The organism is Micromonospora coriariae, assembly GCF_900091455.1.
GTDB lineage: Bacteria > Actinomycetota > Actinomycetes > Mycobacteriales > Micromonosporaceae > Micromonospora > Micromonospora coriariae.
Map to the genome: position 1 here is coordinate 4,135,641 of NZ_LT607412.1, position 18,814 is coordinate 4,154,454.

16 protein-coding genes are annotated in these 18,814 nt (G+C 72.0%); 13 read left to right on the plus strand and 3 right to left on the minus strand.

What is annotated here, in order from left to right; translation table 11 throughout:
* Positions 1-204: 204 nt before the first annotated feature.
* The 3 genes from GA0070607_RS19440 to GA0070607_RS19450 all read left to right on the plus strand — a co-directional run bounded on the left by GA0070607_RS19440 (position 205) and on the right by GA0070607_RS19450 (position 2,742).
* The gene (locus tag GA0070607_RS19440) at positions 205-558 is read left to right on the plus strand and encodes a VOC family protein (protein WP_089019475.1); all 354 of its coding nucleotides are present in this window, start codon (positions 205-207) and stop codon (positions 556-558) included.
* Between the two features lie 72 nt (positions 559-630).
* A complete protein-coding gene (locus GA0070607_RS19445; protein ID WP_089019476.1) occupies positions 631-1,896 on the plus strand; it encodes a deoxyguanosinetriphosphate triphosphohydrolase in 1,266 nt (421 codons plus the stop codon).
* Positions 1,897-1,911: 15 nt separating this feature from the next.
* The gene (locus GA0070607_RS19450) at positions 1,912-2,742 is read left to right on the plus strand and encodes a siderophore-interacting protein (protein WP_089019477.1); all 831 of its coding nucleotides are present in this window, start codon (positions 1,912-1,914) and stop codon (positions 2,740-2,742) included.
* A gap of 6 nt (positions 2,743-2,748) precedes the next feature.
* Here the strand turns inward: GA0070607_RS19450 and GA0070607_RS19455 are convergent, their stop codons facing one another.
* The gene (locus GA0070607_RS19455; RefSeq protein ID WP_089019478.1) at positions 2,749-3,957 is read right to left on the minus strand and encodes a low temperature requirement protein A; all 1,209 of its coding nucleotides are present in this window, start codon (positions 3,955-3,957) and stop codon (positions 2,749-2,751) included.
* A gap of 135 nt (positions 3,958-4,092) precedes the next feature.
* On the opposite strand from GA0070607_RS19455, the gene dnaG reads away from it, so the two are divergent.
* On the plus strand, positions 4,093-5,979 hold the full coding sequence (gene dnaG, locus GA0070607_RS19460) for a DNA primase (RefSeq protein ID WP_089019479.1): 1,887 nt from the start codon (positions 4,093-4,095) through the stop codon (positions 5,977-5,979).
* Complete coding sequence (locus GA0070607_RS19465; RefSeq protein ID WP_089019480.1) at positions 5,979-6,521, plus strand: hypothetical protein; 543 nt, start codon at positions 5,979-5,981, stop codon at positions 6,519-6,521. The genes dnaG and GA0070607_RS19465 overlap by 1 nt, the downstream gene beginning before the upstream one ends.
* Before the next feature lie 67 nt (positions 6,522-6,588).
* On the opposite strand, the gene GA0070607_RS19470 is transcribed toward GA0070607_RS19465, so the two are convergent.
* Both GA0070607_RS19470 and GA0070607_RS19475 read right to left on the minus strand, forming a co-directional pair.
* Entirely contained in the window at positions 6,589-7,608 is a 1,020-nt protein-coding gene (locus tag GA0070607_RS19470; RefSeq protein ID WP_089019481.1) for a TAXI family TRAP transporter solute-binding subunit, read from the minus strand.
* Positions 7,605-9,893: a TRAP transporter permease gene (locus GA0070607_RS19475; protein ID WP_089019482.1), complete on the minus strand. Its 2,289-nt coding sequence runs from the start codon at positions 9,891-9,893 to the stop codon at positions 7,605-7,607. Before GA0070607_RS19475 ends, GA0070607_RS19470 begins: the two co-directional genes overlap by 4 nt.
* A 143-nt stretch (positions 9,894-10,036) precedes the next feature.
* Here GA0070607_RS19475 and GA0070607_RS19480 point away from each other — a divergent pair, with 143 nt between their 5' ends.
* The 8 genes from GA0070607_RS19480 to GA0070607_RS19515 all read left to right on the plus strand — a co-directional run bounded on the left by GA0070607_RS19480 (position 10,037) and on the right by GA0070607_RS19515 (position 18,722).
* Complete coding sequence (locus GA0070607_RS19480; RefSeq protein ID WP_089019483.1) at positions 10,037-10,969, plus strand: ABC transporter ATP-binding protein; 933 nt, start codon at positions 10,037-10,039, stop codon at positions 10,967-10,969.
* 129 nt (positions 10,970-11,098) lie between these two features.
* Positions 11,099-11,638, plus strand: coding sequence for a hypothetical protein (locus GA0070607_RS19485; protein WP_089019484.1), 540 nt, complete (start codon positions 11,099-11,101; stop codon positions 11,636-11,638).
* 160 nt (positions 11,639-11,798) lie between these two features.
* Positions 11,799-12,599: an ABC transporter permease gene (locus GA0070607_RS19490; protein ID WP_089021951.1), complete on the plus strand. Its 801-nt coding sequence runs from the start codon at positions 11,799-11,801 to the stop codon at positions 12,597-12,599.
* A gap of 9 nt (positions 12,600-12,608) precedes the next feature.
* A complete protein-coding gene (locus GA0070607_RS19495) occupies positions 12,609-13,418 on the plus strand; it encodes an ABC transporter permease (RefSeq protein ID WP_089019485.1) in 810 nt (269 codons plus the stop codon).
* Between the two features lie 62 nt (positions 13,419-13,480).
* Positions 13,481-14,506 carry a YihY/virulence factor BrkB family protein gene (locus tag GA0070607_RS19500; protein WP_089019486.1) on the plus strand — a complete coding sequence of 342 codons (1,026 nt, stop codon included), beginning with the start codon at positions 13,481-13,483 and terminating at the stop codon, positions 14,504-14,506.
* Between the two features lie 259 nt (positions 14,507-14,765).
* Positions 14,766-15,944 carry an ROK family transcriptional regulator gene (locus GA0070607_RS19505; protein WP_089019487.1) on the plus strand — a complete coding sequence of 393 codons (1,179 nt, stop codon included), beginning with the start codon at positions 14,766-14,768 and terminating at the stop codon, positions 15,942-15,944.
* Positions 15,919-17,598: a sugar ABC transporter ATP-binding protein gene (locus GA0070607_RS19510; protein WP_231929987.1), complete on the plus strand. Its 1,680-nt coding sequence runs from the start codon at positions 15,919-15,921 to the stop codon at positions 17,596-17,598. The genes GA0070607_RS19505 and GA0070607_RS19510 overlap by 26 nt, the downstream gene beginning before the upstream one ends.
* Positions 17,595-18,722, plus strand: a complete 1,128-nt coding sequence (locus GA0070607_RS19515) for an ABC transporter permease (RefSeq protein WP_089019488.1) — start codon at positions 17,595-17,597, stop codon at positions 18,720-18,722. The genes GA0070607_RS19510 and GA0070607_RS19515 overlap by 4 nt, the downstream gene beginning before the upstream one ends.
* Positions 18,723-18,814: the final 92 nt, after the last annotated feature.

Consider the following 18,814-nt stretch of genomic DNA (forward strand, 5'->3'; position numbering starts at 1 on the left):
GTTCCGCGCTGGGAACGCTACCGGCGGCCACTTCCGTCCGCGAGCCCGTAACGGTCGGCGATCGGCTGACAACTGCCAGCCGATCGGCGGTTGTGGACCTTTCGACGAGGCGTCGCGGGCAGGTCCGGAGGCTCGGGCGGGCGTAATCTTGGCCCCCTCGCACACCGCCGATTGCGCGCGCCGTCGAAGGGGAAGGGTGACTGCATGAGCAGCGTCTGGGAGAGCCTGACCGTCGACGCCCGCGATCCGGCCCGACTCGCCCGCTGGTGGGCGGAGGCGCTCGGCTATCAGGTCGTCGCCGAGGAGCCGGACGGCGTGGAGATCCGCCAGTCCGCGGACCGGCGTCCCTCCTTGTTCTTCGCGCGGGTGGCCGACGGCAAGGAGCGGAAGAACCGGCTGCACCTCGACCTGCGCCCAGCCGACCAGGAAGCCGAGGTCGAGCGGCTGGTCGACATGGGCGCCCGGCACGTCGACATCGGCCAGGGTGACGTGGAGTGGACGGTGCTGGCCGACCCGGAGGGCAACGAATTCTGCGTTCTTCGTGAGCGCGAGGAGTGAGCCGGGTTTGCGAGCCCCGCAGTCGCGAACAGAGGCGGCTTCCGTGAGCGCGAGGGCTAGGCCGGTGACCGCTTGACCGCAGCGCCATCCGCGGCGGACGCCCGGCTGGTCGAGGAGGCCCCCAAGGACACCGGCCACCGTCGGTCACCGTACGAGCGTGACCGCGCCCGGGTGCTGCACTCCGCGGCGTTCCGTCGACTGGCCACGAAGACGCAGGTGCACACCGCCGGCACGGACGACTTCCTGCGTACCCGGCTGACGCACTCGCTGGAGGTCGCCCAGATCGCCCGGGAGATGGGTGCCCGGCTGGGCTGCGACCCCGACGTGGTGGACGTCGCCGGGCTCGCCCACGACCTCGGGCACCCGCCGTTCGGGCACAACGGCGAGGCGGCCCTGGACCTGCTCGCCACGTCCTGCGGCGGCTTCGAGGGCAACGCGCAGACGCTGCGGGTGTTGACCCGGCTGGAGGCGAAGGTGCTCGCCCCGGACGGCTCGTCCGCCGGGCTGAACCTGACCCGCGCCTCGCTCGACGCGATCGGCAAGTACCCCTGGCCACGCCGGCCGGGACAGCGGAAGTTCGGGGTGTACGCCGACGACGTGCCGGTCTTCGACTGGATCCGGGTTGGCGCGCCCGGCGACCGGCGCTGCCTGGAGGCGCAGGTGATGGACTGGGCCGACGACGTCGCGTACTCGGTGCACGACGTGGAGGACGGCATCCACGGCGGGTACGTCTCGCTGCGCCCGCTGCTCGCCGACGCCGACGAGCGGGCCGCCCTCTGCGCCGACGTGGCCGCCACCTACTCCGGGGAGTCCCCGGCCGACCTGGGCGAGGTGCTGGTCGAGCTGCTGGCCGACCCGCTGCTCGCCCCGCTCGCCGGGTACGACGGCAGTCACCGTGCGCAGGCCGCGTTGAAGGCCACCACCAGCGGACTGACCGGTCGGTTCGTCTCCGCGGCGGTGGCTGCCACCGAGGAGCGGTTCGGCCCCGGCCCGCACCGTCGCTACGCGGCCGATCTGGTGGTGCCGCGGCTGGTCCGGGCCCACTGCGCTCTGCTCAAGGGCATCGCGCTGCGCTATGTGATGCGTCGTGCCGGCTTCCGGGGCCGCTACGAGCGGCAGCGGGCGATGCTCGCCGAGCTGGTGGCCGCGCTGGTCCGGCGGGCGCCGGACGGGCTCGATCCGGTCTTCGCCCCGCTGTGGCGGGCCGCGCCGGACGACGCCGCCCGGCTGCGGGTGGTGATCGACCAGGTCGCCTCGCTCACCGACCCGGCGGCCGTGACCTGGCACACCCGTCTGGTCGGCGGCAACCCACCGCTGGCGAGCGACGGCGCAGCTTAGGCTAGCCTAAGTGGCATGACGGAACGCCCCAGGAACGTCACCTCGGTCCGGGTGCTGCGCACCGAGCGGCCCACCCCGCACCTCATCCGGCTCGTCCTCGGCGGGGACGAACTGCGCGACCTGCCGTTGGGCGAGTTCACCGACCACTACATCAAGGTGGTCTTCCCGCAGCCGGGCGTCGCGTACCCGCAGCCGCTGGACCTCGCCGAGATCCGCCGGGACCTGCCCCGGGAGCAGTGGCCCCGGCTCCGTGCGTACACCGTGCGGCGCTGGGACCCGCTCGCCGAGGAGCTGACCGTCGACGTGGTGCACCACGGCGACGAGGGGCTGGCCGGGCCGTGGGCGGCCACGCTGCGCCCGGGCGATCCGGTGCACTTCGTCGGCCCCGGCGGGGCGTACGCCCCGAGCCCGGACGCGGACTGGCACCTGCTGGTCGGCGACGAGAGCGCCCTGCCGGCGATCGGCGCCGCCCTGGAACGGCTGCCGCTGGGCGCCCCGGCGCACGTCTTCGTGGAGGTCGCCGACCCGGCGGACGAGCAGAAACTGCTCAGTCCCGGTGCGGTTCAGCTCACCTGGCTGCACCGAGGCGAGCGCCCGGTGGGTGCCGCGCTGGTGGCGGCGGTCCGGGAGTTGGAGTTCCCGCCGGGTCAGGTGCACGCCTTCGTCCACGGCGAGGCGACCTTCGTCCGGGAGCTGCGCCGGTTGCTGCGCACCGAGCGGGGGTTGGCCGCCGATCAGCTCTCCATCTCCGGCTACTGGCGGCGCGGCATGGACGACGAGGGCTGGCGCTCGACCAAGGCCGACTGGAACCGCCAGGTGGCTGCCGAGGAGGCCACGGCCGCCTGAGCATGGTCAGCCGCCGGACCGGCGATTCCACTCCTCGCGGACCGCGGTGAGCGGCCGGTTGAGCAGCACGGCGTACCCGACGATCGCCACGGCGATCAGGAACAGCAGCAGCCGCGGCTCGCGTACCGTCGCGCCGATCAGGCTGACCGAGACCACCCCGTAGCCGGCGATCGCCACCCGGGCCCGGCTCGGTCGGGCCGAGAGCGCGTACAGGCCGAGCCCGCACAGCGTCCAGACCACCACCGAGGCGCTCAGCAGCAGCCGCACCTCCAGCGGCAGCCGTGTCGCGCCGGTGTCGACCAGCCGGACCGCCTGCCCGAGCGACCAGCCGAGCAGCAGCAACGAACCACCGAGCGGGATGTGCAGGTAGGTGTACGCCTGCCCGCCGCGCAGGCGGGTCGTCACCAGGCCGGTGGTGACGAAGGTGGTGTAGACCCACCAGACCGCGGCCGGCACCACGAAGGCCAACCCGGCGGTGAGGATCATGTGCGGCCGTGGGTGGTCCGGCACCGCGAAGAGCAGGCTGGCCAGCGCACTGCCCAGCACGATGATGGTGAACTGCCCGATCCGCTCCGGCAGGTGCCGGCGGTCGACCGGCCACTTTTCGAGCCAGCGCCTGCCGACCCAGGGCGTGGCCAGCTCGATCACCATCGCGATGATCCACAGCACCGGGCGCAGCGTGGTCGGCACGGCCAGCGAGACCAGCCAGATCAGCCAGCCCAGCCCGAAGCCGAGCAGGTAGACCGAGGTCACCATGCGGGCCTGCGGGCTGGTCGGCCGGGCCCGCAGGTAGAGCAGGAGCAGTACGCCCCGGACGATCAGGTAGCCGATCGGCAGCAGCGGGCTCTCCGGCACCTCGTCCACGCCGAGCGTCATCGCGCCGGCGCCGACCAGTGCGACCAGCACCAACAACCGGTGCGGCAGGTCGTCCGGGTCGAATCGGGTGTCGTAGTAGACCTGCCCCATCCAGGCCCACTGCACCACCACGAAGAGCCCACTCACGGCCAGCATGGCGCTCAGCGTCGGGGTCGAATCGGTGCCCAGCCGGGCCACCACCGCCGCCAGCGCGTACACGAAGATGACGTCCAGGAAGAGTTCCAGCCAGGTGGCGTGCCGGTGCCCGGCCTCGTCCGTCAGCGGCGCGGGCCCGCGTACGCCCAGCCAACCGGTCAACCATCCCGGCACGCGGGCGCTGACGGTCCGTACCCTGCGCATCTGGTCATGGTCCCCGCGCGGGCCCGGCTCCCGGGCCGGAACCGAAGAGCCCGTGGCGGCCGCCGCCACACCGGCGTCCCCCGGCCGGCGCGTCGTCGGTCCGGCAGGGCAGGATGTACGCCGAGGGGGTGGCGCATGGCTGGGCGGATCCGGGACGAGGACATCGCACTGGTCCGGGAACGCACCTCGATCGGGGATGTGATCTCCGAGACCGTCACGCTGAAGTCGGCGGGGGGTGGCAACCTCAAGGGCCTGTGCCCCTTCCACGACGAGAAGAGCCCGTCGTTCAACGTCTCCCCGGCCCGCAACGTCTGGTACTGCTTCGGCTGCGGGGCCGGCGGCGACGCGATCAAGTTCCTGATGGACGCCGAGCACCTCAGCTTCGTCGAGTCCGTCGAGCGACTGGCCGGTCGCGCCGGCATCCAGCTGCGCTACGTCGAGGACGACAAGGGCACCCCGCGCCCGCGTCCCCAGCAGGGCCAGCGCCAGCGCCTGGTGGCCGCGCACGCCGCCGCGGTCGAGTTCTACCGGGCGCAGCTCAGCACCGCGGGCGCCCGGCCGGCGCGGGAGTTCCTGGCCCAGCGCGGCTTCGACCGGGCCGCCGCCGAGCGCTACGGCTGCGGCTTCGCGCCGGAAGGTTGGGACCTGCTCACCAAGCACCTTCGCCAACAGGGCTTCAGCCACCAGGAGCTGGTCACCGCCGGGCTGTCCCGCGAGTCCCGCTCCGGCACGCTGATCGACCGGTTCCGCCGCCGGCTGCTCTGGCCGATCCGCGACCTCGCCGGTGACGCGATCGGCTTCGGTGCCCGCAAGCTCTTCGACGACGACGACGGGCCGAAGTACCTGAACACGCCCGAGACGCCGATCTACAAGAAGTCGCACGTGCTCTACGGCATCGACCAGGCCAAGCGGGAGATCGCCAAGCAGGGCCGCGCGGTGATCGTCGAGGGTTACACCGACGTGATGGCGTGCCACCTGGCGGGCGTGACCACTGCGGTGGCGACCTGCGGCACGGCGTTCGGCGCCGACCACATCGGGGTGCTGCGCCGGCTCCTGCTGGACACCGACTCGGTGGCCGGGGAGATCATCTTCACCTTCGACGGGGACGCCGCCGGGCAGAAGGCGGCGCTCCGCGCCTTCTCCGACGACCAACGGTTCGTGGGCCGGACGTTCATCGCGGTCAGCCCCGACAACATGGATCCGTGCGAGCTGCGCCTGGCCAAGGGTGACCTGGCGGTCCGCGACCTGGTCGCCCGGCGCGAGCCGCTGGTCGACTTCGCGCTGCGGCACGTGATCAGCCGGTACGACCTGGACACGGTTGACGGCCGGGTCGAGGCGATGCGCCGTGCCGCGCCGCTGGTCGCGCAGCTCAAGGACCGGGAGAAGCGCCCGGAGTACGTCCGCAAGCTCGCCATGGACCTCGGCATGGAGATCGAGCCGGTGCAGCGGGCGGTCCTCGCGGCCGCCTCCGCCCCGCCGCCCAACGCCCGGGACGCCGCATCCGCACCCGCGGCCCGGCCCGCCGCGGCCCGCCCGGAGCCGGCGCTGGACAGCCCGCAGTCGATGGTCGAGCGGGAGGCGTTGAAGCTCGCTCTCCAGCAGCCGGTGCTGGCCGGGCCCATGTTCGACGCGATCGAGGCCACGGAGTACCGCCACCCGGTGCACGTCGCGGTGCGCGCGGCCATCGCGGCGGCCGGCGGGGCCGCGTCGGCGACGAGCGGCGCGGTCTGGATCGAGTCCGTCCGCGACGCCTGCGACGACCTGGCGTCCGCGGCACTCGTCGGCGAACTGGCCGTGGAGCCACTGCGGATCGACGGTGAACCGGACCCGCGCTACGTGTCGATCACGATGGCCCGGGTGCAGTTCGGGTCGGTGACGGCCCGCATCCGGGAGCTCAAGTCGCGGATCCAGCGCATCAACCCGGTCAACAACAAGGACGAGTACTTCGCCGCCTTCGGCGAGCTGCTGTCGCTGGAGCAGCACGCGCGGGCGCTGCGCGAGCAGGCCGCAGGAGGGCTCTGATGGGATTGTTCAGCCGCAAGCCGAAGCTCCCCCCGGCCGACCGGCCGCCGCTGACCGCCGACGAGCGGGTGCTGGCCTGGGCCGCGGCGGGCAACGGCGAGGGCGACGGGGTGGTGGTGGCCAGCAACCTCGGGTTGTGGCTGCCCGGGCGCGGGCACCGGCTCGGCTGGCACACCATCCTCAAGGCGGTCTGGTCCGGCCGGGAGCTCACCGTCACGCCCGCCGAGACCCTCGTCGAACGCGACGGCTACACGGTGGTCGCCGACGGGCCGGCCGAGACCTACCTGCTGCTCGACCCGGGCGAGCTGCCGCACCAGGTGCGGGCCCGGGTGACCCGGTCGGTGGCGTACACCGAACACCACCCGGTGCCCGGCGGCGCGGCCCGGGTCGCGGCCCGGCGCGTGGCCGGAGTGGACGGTCTCACCTGGACCGTCCGCCTCGACCCCGGCACCTCGCCGGACGCCGAGGACCTGCTCGCCGAGACCGACCGCCTGGTCACCGCCGCCCGCGCCGCCACCGCACCGCCGAGCACGTTGATCTAGGGCATATCGTCGTGAGTGGATCTCCATTGGCGACGATATGCCCTAGATCAACGAGGCGGGGGCGCGGTTAGGGGGCGTTTAGGTCCTTTAGGGCCTTGGTGGCACCTCGGTGGAGCGGGACGGGCTCGGTCTTGCGGGCGTTCTCCAGGGAGATGCCCTTGGCGGCCGGGTTGGCCTGGGCCAGGGCGTCCCGCTTGTCGAACACCGTCCGGGTGATCGCGCAGGCCACGTTGGCGTCCAGGTCCTTGCGGACCAGCAGCACGTTCGGCACGACGATCGTCGGGGTGTCCGCCGCCGTCCGGTACGCGTCCCGGCCGATCGTCCCGGCCTGGTAGGCGGGGCTCAACTCGTTCATCTTCGGCAGCAGGGGCGCGATGTCGATGAACTTCACCCTGTCGCCGGCGGTGGTGAACAGGTCGGTCAGGCCGCCGGTCGGCAGGCCACCGGACCAGAAGAAGCCGTCGACACTGCCATCCTTCATGCCCTCGACCGTCTTGGCCAGGTCCAGGCGCTGCGCACGGATGTCCTTGGCCGGATCGAGGCCCGCGGCCTCCAGCAGCCGGTTGGCGATCACCTCCGTGCCGGACTTCGGCGAACCGGTGGAGATCCTCTTGCCCCGCATGTCGGCCACCGAGCCGATCTGAGCGTCGTTGCGGACCACGACCTGCGTGTAGTTGTCGTAGATGCGCGCGAGCGCCTCGACCGGCTGCGGCGCAGTGAAGCTGCCCTTGCCCTGAACCGCGTTGACCGCCGTGTCGAAGAGGGAGAACGCCACGTCGTACTGGCCGCTGACCAGCTGCTCGACGTTCTGCACCGAGGCGCCGGTCTCCGCGGCGGTGCCGGTGAGCTTGCCGCCGGTCGCCCCGGACAGCTGCCCGGCCAGGGCGTTGCCGACCACGTAGTAGACGCCTGTCGCGTTTCCGGTGGCGATGCCCACCCGGGTCTCCCGGCTCACCTCACAGGTGACCTCGCTGGCCGCGTCGTCCTTGGCCGCGCCGCCCTGCTGGCCTCCGCACCCCGCCGCGCCGACCGCCACGAGGGCCACCACACTCAGGCCCGCCACGAGCCGTACGTCGATTCGTCTCACAGTTTCTCCTCCCGGAGGTTGGCTGGTGATCCGGCTCGCGGCCCGCCGGTCCGGGCGGCGGCTCCGCGTCGTACGAGCACTCCGGCCACCGCGACGGCGGCCAGTGCGGCGCCGACCGTGACCGGCACGGGTTCGAGCCAGAGCAGGGTGACGCCGGAGAGTGCGCCGAGCACGCGCTCCGGGGCGCCGGCGGGGCCGACGCCGGGCAGCCAACCGCCGGCGGCGACGGCGAGCACGGCCACGCTGAGCGCGATGACCACACCGGCGAAGGCGATCCGTCGGGCGCCGCCGATACCGAGCAGCCCCAGCCCGGCCGGCGTGATCACGAAGGCGATCGGTGTCAGGTAGGCCGGCAGCGCGTACCGCAGGGTCTGCCACATGGTCGGCACCAGCCGGCCGCCGGTGACCGCCGCGGCGGCCACCGCGGCGAGCGCCGTCGGGGGCGACACCTCGGACAGGACCGCGAAGTAGAAGACGAACATCGCCGCAGCCGGCGCCGTCACGCCCAGGTCGAGCAGCGCCGGGCCGACGATCACCCAACCGATCACGAACGAGGCGGTGACCGGCACGGCCAGGCCCAGCAGGCTCAGTGCGACGGCCGCGAGCAGCGCGGTGAGCACCAGCACGAGGGTCGGGTCCGAGGTGACCGCCTCGGCCCCGCCGATCAGCAGCGCCGCCGCCTGCGGCCCGAGGCCGGTCTTCGTGGTGGTGGCGGTGATGATGCCGGCGGCGGCGCAGACGGCGGTCACCGCCAGCACCCCGCGTACGCCGGTGACGAGCGCGGTCACCAGCCGGGCCGGGGTGAGCTGGTGCGCCCGGTCCAGGAAGGAGAGCGCCACCGCCAGGAGGGTGGCGAGGACGACCGCCCTCGTCGCGGAGACGCCGACGGCGAGAAGCACGACGATGGCGATCAGCGAGGCGAAGTGGTAGCCGAACCGGGCCAGCAGACGCCACGGCGAGCTGACGTCGATCACCACGGGGCGTACGCCGGAGCGCCGGGCGTCGATCTCCACGGCGAGCAGGATGCCGAGGTAGTAGAGCACCGTCGGCACTGTGGCCCAGCCCAGCACCTGGAGGTACGAGACGCCGAGGTACTCGGCGATGATGAACGCCGCCGCGCCCAGGGTGGGCGGGGAGAGGATCGCCCCCACCCCGGCCGCGGCGAGCATGCCGCCGGCCCGCTCCGGGGGATAGCCGGCGCGGCGCAGCAGCGGCCAGGTGACCGCACCGATGCTCACCGTCGTCGCGGCGCCGGACCCGGAGACGGTGCCGAGCAGGAACCCGGAGGCCACCGCCGTCCGCCCGGCGGCGGTGCGCGAGCGGCGGAACGCCGCCGCCGACAGCTCGACGAAGAACCGCCCCGCTCCGGAGAGCTCCAGCACCGCGCCGTAGATGGTGAACAGCACGATGTACGACGCGGCCACGTCCAGTGGCGTGCCGTAGAAGCCGCTGTCCGAGTTGTAGAACGCGTCGATCAACTGGCTGAAGTCGAGCCCGGAGTGGGCGACCGGCCAGGCCTGCGGCAGCAGCCCGCCGTAGTAGCCGTAGCCGAGGAACAGCAGGCAGACCGCGGGCAGGATCCACCCGGTGGCCCGTCGGCACGCCTCCAGCAGCAGGAGCAGCAGGAGGGTGCCCATCACCAGGTCCAGCGGCACGAGCAGGCCCTGCCGGTCGAGGAAGGCGTTGTAGCCGCCGCCGCCCGTACCAAGATCGATCGGCAGCACCGGGTAGAGGCAGCCGGCCGCCGCCAGGGCGACCAGGGCCCAGTCCACGGCGGTGGGTCGCGCCGGCGCCGGACGTGGCAACCCCGGGCCGACCGGTCCGTCACTGCCGCCGGTGCGGCGCAGCCGGGCCCGGAGCCGGGCCGCCAGCCGCAGGTCGGCCGGGTAGACCAGAAACACCAGCGGCAGTACGCCCGCCAGGAAGAAGATCAGGTAGTACTTGCTGCCCTGCGCGAGGGGGCGGAACACCTGCCAGAGAGCGAGTGCGCCGACCGCCAGCGCCGCCGCGGTGAGGACCAGACCGGCCGGCCCGGACAACACCCGCCCCGGTTTCTCGTCCTCGAACTGGGCGGCCAGGTCCCGCGTCGCCCGTTCAGCGTCGACGGGGGCGGCGTCGTCGGCCCGCCCGGACGGGTCGGCGCTGCCGGCCGCGGTGGACGTGCCAACCTCGGCCGCTCTCGGTCGGGGCGGTGCGCCGCCGTCGCCCGGTGTGGGCTCGTCGGCGGGGGAGTTGGCCGGCTGTGCGGGTGGCGGCGAACCGTCTGGCGAACGGGTGGGCGACACGAGGGGACGATACACGTCGATCAAGCGGCAGGTGGGGCATCGACGGCCGTTTCGGCGCGGTGCGGTCGAGGGTGGACTGCGTCCCGTCGTCCCCGCTCGAATTTGCCTGGAGAGCTGTCGGACCCGGCGGCTAGGGTCGGTCGGTGACTTCGGGGCGACCACTGATTCAGGCTCGCGGGCTGGTGAAGCGGTTCGGCGACTTCACCGCCGTGGCCGGCATCGACGTCGAGGTGCACTCGGGCGAGGCGTTCGGCTTCCTCGGGCCCAACGGCGCCGGCAAGTCCTCCACCATGCGGATGGTCGGCTGCATCTCCCCACCGAGCGGTGGCGAGCTGCGCATCCTCGACATGGACCCGGTCCGCGACGGGCCGGCGATCCGGGCCCGGCTCGGCGTGTGCCCACAGCTGGACAATCTCGACCCCGAGCTGACCGTCCGGGAGAACCTGGTCGTCTACGCCCGCTACTTCGGCATCTCGCGGCGGGTGGCCCGGGAGCGGGCCGCCGAGCTGCTCGACTTCGTCCAGCTCAGCGAGCGGGCCGACAGCAAGGTCGAGCCGCTCTCCGGCGGGATGAAGCGCCGGCTGACCATCGCCCGCGCGCTTGTCAACGATCCGGAGATCGTGCTGCTCGACGAGCCGACCACGGGGCTCGACCCGCAGGCCCGGCACCTGGTCTGGGAGCGGCTGTTCCGGCTCAAGCAGCAGGGCGTCACGCTGGTGCTCACCACGCACTACATGGACGAGGCCGAGCAGCTCTGCGATCGGCTGGTGGTGATGGACGGCGGGCGGATCGTCGCCGAGGGCTCACCCCGGGCGCTGATCGAGCAGCACTCCACCCGGGAGGTGGTCGAGCTCCGCTTCGCCGCCGAGTCGCAGGAGCCGTTCGCCGGCAAGCTCGACGGGTTGGGGGAGCGGGTCGAGGTGCTACCCGACCGGGTCCTGCTGTACGTGTCCGACGGCGACGCGGCGGTCGCCGAGGTCGCCGCGCTGGGGCTCAGCCCGGCCAACGTGCTGGTGCGACGCAGCGGCCTGGAGGACGTCTTCCTCCACCTGACCGGCCGCACCCTGGTCGACTGACCCGCGTGGGTGCCCGAAGACCGGGTCAGGTGGCGGGTGAGCGGGGTGCAAACCCCCGAATTGATCTTGCGTAGCATCGGCGGCCGGGTCGGCATGTCCGCCCGACCGGGAACTGACCACGGGGGTTTCATGTCCGACGTGCAGACCAACAGCCGGCACCAGGCCGGGCTGACCGCCCTCTACCTGGGCATCTTCGCGATGGTCTGGTTCAGCGTGCCGGCCGCGGAGCAGCCGTTGCGTGCCCTGCTGGTGGTGGGCAGCATCGCCGCACTGCTCACCGCCGTGGCGGGCGGCGTGCTGTCGGCCCGCACCCGGGGCACGGGTGGCCCCCGGGACCGGGCGACCGACCGTCGGTACCTGCTCATCGTCGTCGCCGAGTTCGCCGCCGCCGGGCTGGGGGCCGCGGTGCTGGCCGCCGCCGGCTGGTCCGAGTACATCCCGGTGCTGGTCTGCGCGGTGGTCGGGCTGCACTTCTTCCCGCTCGCCCCGCTTCTGCGGGACCCGCTGCTCCGGCCGCTCGGCGTCGCGCTGTGCGTGGTGGCGGCGGCGGGCCTCGTCACCGGGCTCGCCTCGGCGGTGTCCGCCGGTCTGGTGATCGGCACCGGTGCGGGGCTGCTGCTGCTCGGCTACGCCGTGCAGGTGCTGGTCCGCGCCCACCGTCCGGCCTGATCCCGTCGTCGTGCGCCCCGGTTCATGACGGCGCGGGGCCGACGGAAACCGGGGGACAGGTCGGCGGGTGTCGCCGTAGGGTGACCGGCGGCCTGTCGTACCCCCGGGGTAGGAAGGTCGGGGTGGCGGGCGTGGTGCTGCGGGGGTGGTCGTGGTGAGCGTGGCGGGTTCGGCGCGGGAGCGGGCTCGGCCCGCGCTGCCGCGGGTGCCGGCGCTGGCCGTGTTCGACTACTTCCTGGTGGGTTACCGGCGCACCTGGCGGGCCGGGGTGTTCTCCTCGTTCCTGCTGCCGGTGCTGACAGTGCTCGGCTTCGGGCTGGGCGTCGGCGCCTACATCGACCAGGGCGTCGGCGGTGTGCGCTACCTCGACTGGCTGGTCCCCGGGCTGATCGCCTCGACCGCCCTGCAGGTGACCGTCGGCGACTCGACGTGGCCGGTGTTCAGCAACTTCCGGTGGATCAAGACGTACTTCGCCCAGAGCGCGGCACCCCTGCGGGTGGCCGACATCCTGGCCGGGCACCTGGCTTTCGTGATGTTCCGGGTGCTCACCTCGATCGCGGCGTTCCTGCTGGTCACTGGGCTGTTCGGGGCGCTGCGCTCACCGTGGGCGGTGGTCACCCTGCCGGTGGTGGCGCTGCTCGGGCTGGCCGTGGCCGCGCCGACCTTCGCGTACACCGCGTCGGTGTCCAGCGACAGTTGGCTGGCGATGCTGTTCCGGTTCGCGGTGATCCCGATGACGCTGTTCGCCGGGGTGTTCTTCCCGGTCGAGTCGCTGCCCGACGCGCTGCGCTGGCTGGCGTACGTGACGCCGCTGTGGCACGCCGTCGACCTCTGCCGTGCGGCCACGCTCGGCGTCGCCCCACAGTGGTCGGTCGCCGGGCACCTGCTCTACCTGGTGGCCTGGTCACTCGCCGGCTGGCTGCTGGCGCTGCGCGCGTTCCGTCGCAAGCTCATCGTCTAGGGAGTTGTCGTGGTCACGCTGATCCTGCCTCGGCTGGTCGACGTCTCCGCCGCGTCCCGGCGGTCGGTGTCAGTGGTCGAGCGCAACGTCGCGGCGCTGAAGTCGGTCTACTGGCTGCTGCTGCTCTCCGGCTTCGTGGAGCCGCTGCTCTACCTGCTCTCGATCGGGGTGGGTGTCGGCACGCTGGTCGGCGACCTGCCGCTGCCCGATGGGCGGCTGGTCTCGTACGCCGAGTTCGTGGCCCCGGCGATGCTCGCCTCCTCGGCGATGACCGGGGCGCTCGCGGAGACCACTTTCAACTTCTTCGGCAAGATGAAGTACATGAAGCTGTACGACGGGGTGATCGCCACCCCGGTACGGCCGTTCGAGATCGCCCTCGGCGAGTTGGGCTGGGCGATGCTGCGGGGCAGCGCCTACTCGGCGGCGTTCCTGGGGGTGATGGTCGCGCTGGACCTGACCACCGTCGCCCGGGCGCTGACCGCGCTTCCGGCGGCCGTGCTGGTCGGGTTCGCCTTCGGCGCGCTCGGCATGGCGCTGTCCACCTTCATGCGCAGCTGGCAGGATTTCGACCTGATGGGCTCCGCCCAGTTCACCCTCTTCCTCTTCTCCGGCACGTTCGTGCCGGCCCAGGCCTACCCGGCCCTGCTGCACTGGCTGATCGAGGCCACGCCGCTCTACCGGTCGGTGCACCTGATCCGCGGCGTCGCGCTGGGCACCGGCGGCTGGTTCTGGCTGCTCGACGTGCTCTACCTGCTGGCGATGATGGCGTTCGGCCTGCTGGTCGCTTCCCGCCGGATGGGCAGGTTGCTCTACCGGTAGGGGTTACCCGCCGCCCTCCTCGGGGCATGTCGGAGGCGACACCACGACGATGAGGAGGGGCGATGGCCTCCGACCAGTCTTCCGTTGGCGACGGGCGTGACCGTGACCCGGCCCGTGGGCCGGTCGGCCCGGACGAGGGGCCGGACAGCCCCACCGACCTGCCCGGCAGCGGCTGGAAGGCGGCGCTACGCCGGATGGTCTCCGAGTTCCAGGACGACAGCCTGACGGACTGGGCGGCCGCGTTGACCTACTACGGGGTGCTGTCGATCTTCCCGGGGCTGCTGGTGCTGATCTCCATCCTCGGCCTGCTCGGCCCCGGCGCCACCCAGGGCGTCGAGGACACCGTCAAGCAGGCGGTGCCCGAGGGCAACATCCAGCAGATCATCACGGATGCGATCACCCAGGCGGGTAAGAACGGCGGTCTGGCCAGCATCGCGGCGATCATCGGTCTGCTGGCCGCGTTCTGGTCCGCGTCCGGGTACATCGCCGCGTTCATGCGCGCCTCGAACACCATCTACGACGTGCCGGAGGGACGGCCGATCTGGAAGACCCTGCCGATCCGGGTCGGCGTGACCGCGGTGATCGGCGTGCTGCTGCTGGCCTGCGCGGTGATCGTGGTCTTCACCGGTCGCCTCGCCGAGCTGGCCGGGAACGCGATCGGAGCGGGCGACGCGGCGGTAACGGTGTGGAACATCGCCAAGTGGCCGGTGCTGCTGGTCCTGGTCAGCCTGATGTTCGCGATCCTGTACTGGGCCTCCCCGAACGCGAGGCACGGCGGGTTCCGCTGGGTCAGTCCGGGTGGGGTGCTGGCCGTGGTGATCTGGCTGGTGGTCTCCGGCCTGTTCGCCTTCTACGTGAGCAACTTCGGTTCGTACAACAAGACCTACGGCGCGTTGGCCGGGGTGATCATCTTTCTGGTCTGGCTCTGGCTGAGCAACATCGCGATCCTGCTGGGCGCCGAGTTCGACGCGGAGCTGGAGCGCGGCCGGGCCATCTCGGCCGGCCACTCCGTTGACGAGGAGCCGTACGTCGAGCTGCGGGACGACCGCAAGCTGAGGAAGAAGCGGAACGCCGCGGGAGGCCGCTGACGCCCTCGCCAACCGCCCCGCCACCTGGGTGTCAGGTGGCGGGGCGGTCGCGTGTCCGGCGGCGGCACGCGGAGCGAGCGGATCCGGGTGCGGAGCGATCCTTTTCTTGATCGACTAGTAGCTTTTGTTCTTCCGGACAAAAGTTGGCATCAGAACGGCTGAAGCTCTGGACAGGCGACACGGAACGCTCCTACTGTGTCGGACACAACACATCGGCATTGCGCCGATGTGAACGAGTCCAATGAAGAGGTGAGTCCGGGTGCGGACCGTCGACCCCCTGCACGTCCGGCTGTTGCGGTTACTCCGCGACGAGGGGGCCGTGTCCCGGGCCGAGCTGGCCGACCGGCTCCAGATGCCCCGCCCGCGGCTGTTGGCCGAGCTGGATCGACTGGTCGCGTTGGGCTACGTCGCCGAAGCCGGGCTGGCCGCCTCCCGGGGCGGACGTCGCTCCACGCTCGTCGAGCTGAACCCGAAGCTGCGGTTCGCGGCCGTCGACCTGGGCGCCAGCTCGATGGACGTCGAGGTGGTCAACGGCCGGCTCGAACCGGTGGCCCACTACGCCGAAGCCGCCGACATCCGCAACGGACCGAAGGTGACCCTGCAACGGGTCAACGAGCTGCTGCACAAGGCCAAGGTCGACGGCGCGTACGAGCGGCTGGACGCGGTGGGCATCGGTGTGCCCGGCCCGGTCAGTTTCCGTGACGGCGTCCCGGTCTCGCCGCCGATCATGCCCGGCTGGGACCGCTTCCCGGTGCGCGAGCTGCTCAGCCGGGAGCACGGCTGCCCGGCGGTGGTCGACAACGACGTCAACATCATGGCGATCGGCGAGCGACACGGCGGAGTGGCCCACTCGGTGGACGACTTCCTCTTCGTGAAGATCGGCACCGGAATAGGGTGCGGGATCTACCTCACCGGCGAGGTCTACCGGGGCACCGACGGCTGCGCCGGGGACATCGGCCACATCCAGGTCGACGCGCACGGTCCGATGTGCTCCTGCGGCAACGTCGGCTGCCTGGAGGCGTTGTTCAGCGGCGCCGCGCTGGCCAAGGAAGCCACCGCCGCCGCCCGCAGCGGGGTGTCGCCGGCGCTGGCCGAGCGGATGGCCATGCGCGGCGTGGTTACCGCTCTCGACGTCGCCGAGGGCGCCGTCGAGGGGGACGTGACCTGCATACAGCTGATCCGTGACGGCGGACGGCAGGTCGGCGGGGTGCTCGCCGGCCTGGTCAGCTTCACCAACCCGTCGATGATCGTGATCGGCGGCGGGCTGGCCCAGCTCGGGCACATCCTGCTCGCCGAGATCCGCAGCGTGGTCTACCGCCGGTCGCTGCCGCTGGCCACCGGCAACCTGCCGGTCGTGCTGTCCGAGCTCGGCGGTCGGGCCGGCGTCGCCGGCGCGGCGGTGCTCGCCAGCGATGTCGCGTTCGCGGAGGCCACATGAGCCCGCAGTCGCGAGCCGGAAAACCGTCGTGAGCGAGGAGGAGACCGTGGCCCAGTCCGAGGAGAACATCGCCACCGAGCCGACGGACACCGGCACCGACGCGCCGCTGATCGAAGCCCCCGCCGACACCGTCGCCGGTGAGGTCGTCCTGCGCCTGACCGACGTGGTCAAGACCTTCCCGGGGGTACGCGCCCTGGACGGCGTGCAGCTGGAGGTACGTGCGGGGGAGGTGCACTGCCTGCTCGGGCAGAACGGCGCCGGCAAGTCCACGCTGATCAAGGTGCTGTCCGGCGTGCACCAGCCGGACTCCGGCGAGGTCGAGTGGCGCGGCGAGCCGGTCACCTTCGCCAATCCGCAGGCCGCCATGCGCGCCGGCATCGCGACCATCTACCAGGAACTCGACCTGGTCGAAGATCTCTCGGTGGCGGAGAACGCCTTCCTCGGCCACGAGCACCGCAGCTTCGGGTTCGTCCGGCGCGGCCGGATGGCCCGGCACACCCGGCAGATCCTCGGCCGGCTCGGCCACGGCGAGATTCCGCCCGGGCGGATGGTCCGGGCACTGCCGGCCGCCGGCAAGCAGATCGTCAGCATGGCGCGGGCACTGTCGCACGAGGCCCGACTGATCATCATGGACGAGCCGAGCGCGGTGCTGGCCCACGACGAGGTCGGCAACCTGTTCCGCATCATCCGCGAGCTGACCGCACAGGGCATCGCTGTCATCTACATCTCCCACCGCCTGGAGGAGATCCGCGAGATCGGCGACCGGGTCACAGTACTCAAGGACGGCCGGACCACGGCGGCGAACCTGCCGGCACGCGACACCCCGACCCGCGACCTGGTCAGCCGGATGACCGGCCGGACCATCGAGTACGTCTTCCCGGACCGGCCGACCGACGACACGGTCGGCGCCGAGCTGCTCCAGGTGGAGGGGCTGACCCGTCCCGGCGAGTTCGCCGACGTCTCGCTCGACGTCCGCGCCGGTGAGATCGTCGGCATCGCCGGCCTGGTCGGCTCCGGCCGCTCCGAGCTGCTGGAGACCATCTACGGCGCCCGGGCCGCGGAGGCCGGCACGGTCCGGATGACCGGGCGGGTGCTACGTCCGGGCAGTGTCGGCGCGGCGGTGCGGGCCGGCATGGGGATGGCCCCCGAGGAACGAAAGAGCCAGGCGCTGCTGCTCGGTGAACCGATCTACCGCAACGTCACGCTGGCCACCTTCGGCCGGTACGCGCGGCTCGGCTTCACCGACGCCGCCAAGGAACGGGCCGAGGCCGACCGGATCGCCGAGAGCCTGGAGCTGCGGCCCCGGGACGTCGGCCGGCCGGTGCGCACCCTGTCCGGCGGCAACCAGCAGAAGGTGGTGGTCGGGCGCTGGCTGCTCGGCGGCACCAGGCTGCTGCTGCTCGACGAGCCCACCCGGGGCGTGGACGTGGGTGCCCGGGCTGAGCTCTACCAGGTCATCCGGGGTTTGGCCGCGCAGGGCGTCGGGGTGCTGCTGGTCTCCAGCGAGGTGCCCGAGGTGCTCGGCCTGGCCGACCGGGTCCTGGTGATGCGGGAGGGTCGGGTCGTCCGCGAGGCCCCGGCCGGCGAACTCGATGAGAACACCGTGCTCGACCTCGTCATGGCGGGGTCCCTGATGGAAGGCGCACCGGCATGAGCGACGCGACTCCCACTCCCACCGCGACACCGGAGCGCGCGCAGCTTCCCGCGCAGTCGCCGCCGGTGGATCCGGCGGAGACGGCGGCGGCCGGCGACAGGACGGCATCGCGGGGCCGCCTTTCCTGGTGGCGGGGTGAAAACGGCGACGGCGTCAAGCGCAACCTCGGCCTGATCGGGGTGCTTGCCGCGCTCATCCTGGTCGGCGCGATCACCAAGCCCGACCTCTACGACGACCCGACCTGGGTCTGGAACAACATCCTGGCCATCCTCCAGCTCGCCTCCGTCGTCGGCGTGGTCACCGTCGGCATGACCTTCGTGATCATCGGCGGCGGGATCGACCTGTCGGTCGGAGCGATAGTCGCGCTGGCCGGCGTCTGGTGCACGACGGTGGCCACCCAGAGCTACGGTGCCGGCGGCATGATCTTCGCCGCCATCGTGGTCGGCATCTGCGTGGGCCTGGTCAACGGCGTGCTCATCTCGTACGGGCGGCTGGTGCCGTTCATCGCGACGCTCGCGATGCTGGTGGCCGCCCGCGGGCTCGCGGCGTCGATCTCCAACAAGCAGACCCAGGTTTCCAGCAGCACCTTCATCAACGACATCGCGGCGCGCAAGGTGATCGGGATTCCGATCCTGGTCTACATCCTCGGCGCGGTGGTGGTGGCCGGGTGGATCCTGCTCAACCGGACGACCTTCGGTCGGCGGACCATCGCGGTCGGCGGTAACCCGGAGGCCGCCCGGCTTGCGGGTATCAACGTCCGCCGGCACACCATGCTGCTCTACGCGCTGTCCGGCCTCTGCTGCGGCATCGCGGCCATCATGCTCACCTCCCAGGCCACCTCGGCCCAGGCGGCGATGGCCAACCTCTACGAGTTGGACGCGATCGCCGCCGCGATCATCGGCGGGACGCTGCTCAGCGGCGGCCGGGGCACGGTCGTCGGCTCGCTGCTCGGTGTGATCATCTTCGCCACGATCACGAATCTCTTCGCCATCAACGGCCTCTCCATCGAGGCACAGAACATGGTCAAGGGCGGCATCATCGTCGTCGCCGTCCTGGTCCAGCAGTTCCAGTTCAAGTCCTTCACTCGGCTCCTCGCGCGGAACAGGCTCACCACCACAACCTGACGCACCGCACGTTGTTCGCTGGCCACGTCGAGACCTTCGACAGTGGCCGGACCTCGCACACCCTCAACAACTCCATTCCGTTCCCAGGAGGT

Excerpts from the sequence above, each read along its gene's own strand:
- GA0070607_RS19515 (WP_089019488.1), top strand. The coding sequence starts at position 17,595 with ATGAGCGACGCGACTCCCACTCCCACCGCGACACCGGAGCGCGCGCAG.
- GA0070607_RS19485 (WP_089019484.1), top strand. The coding sequence starts at position 11,099 with ATGTCCGACGTGCAGACCAACAGCCGGCACCAGGCCGGGCTGACCGCC.
- GA0070607_RS19500 (WP_089019486.1), top strand. The coding sequence starts at position 13,481 with ATGGCCTCCGACCAGTCTTCCGTTGGCGACGGGCGTGACCGTGACCCG.
- GA0070607_RS19465 (WP_089019480.1), top strand. The coding sequence starts at position 5,979 with ATGGGATTGTTCAGCCGCAAGCCGAAGCTCCCCCCGGCCGACCGGCCG.
- GA0070607_RS19510 (WP_231929987.1), top strand. The coding sequence starts at position 15,919 with ATGTCGCGTTCGCGGAGGCCACATGAGCCCGCAGTCGCGAGCCGGAAA.
- GA0070607_RS19440 (WP_089019475.1), top strand. The coding sequence starts at position 205 with ATGAGCAGCGTCTGGGAGAGCCTGACCGTCGACGCCCGCGATCCGGCC.
- GA0070607_RS19455 (WP_089019478.1), bottom strand. The coding sequence starts at position 3,957 with ATGCGCAGGGTACGGACCGTCAGCGCCCGCGTGCCGGGATGGTTGACC.
- dnaG (WP_089019479.1), top strand. The coding sequence starts at position 4,093 with ATGGCTGGGCGGATCCGGGACGAGGACATCGCACTGGTCCGGGAACGC.
- GA0070607_RS19450 (WP_089019477.1), top strand. The coding sequence starts at position 1,912 with ATGACGGAACGCCCCAGGAACGTCACCTCGGTCCGGGTGCTGCGCACC.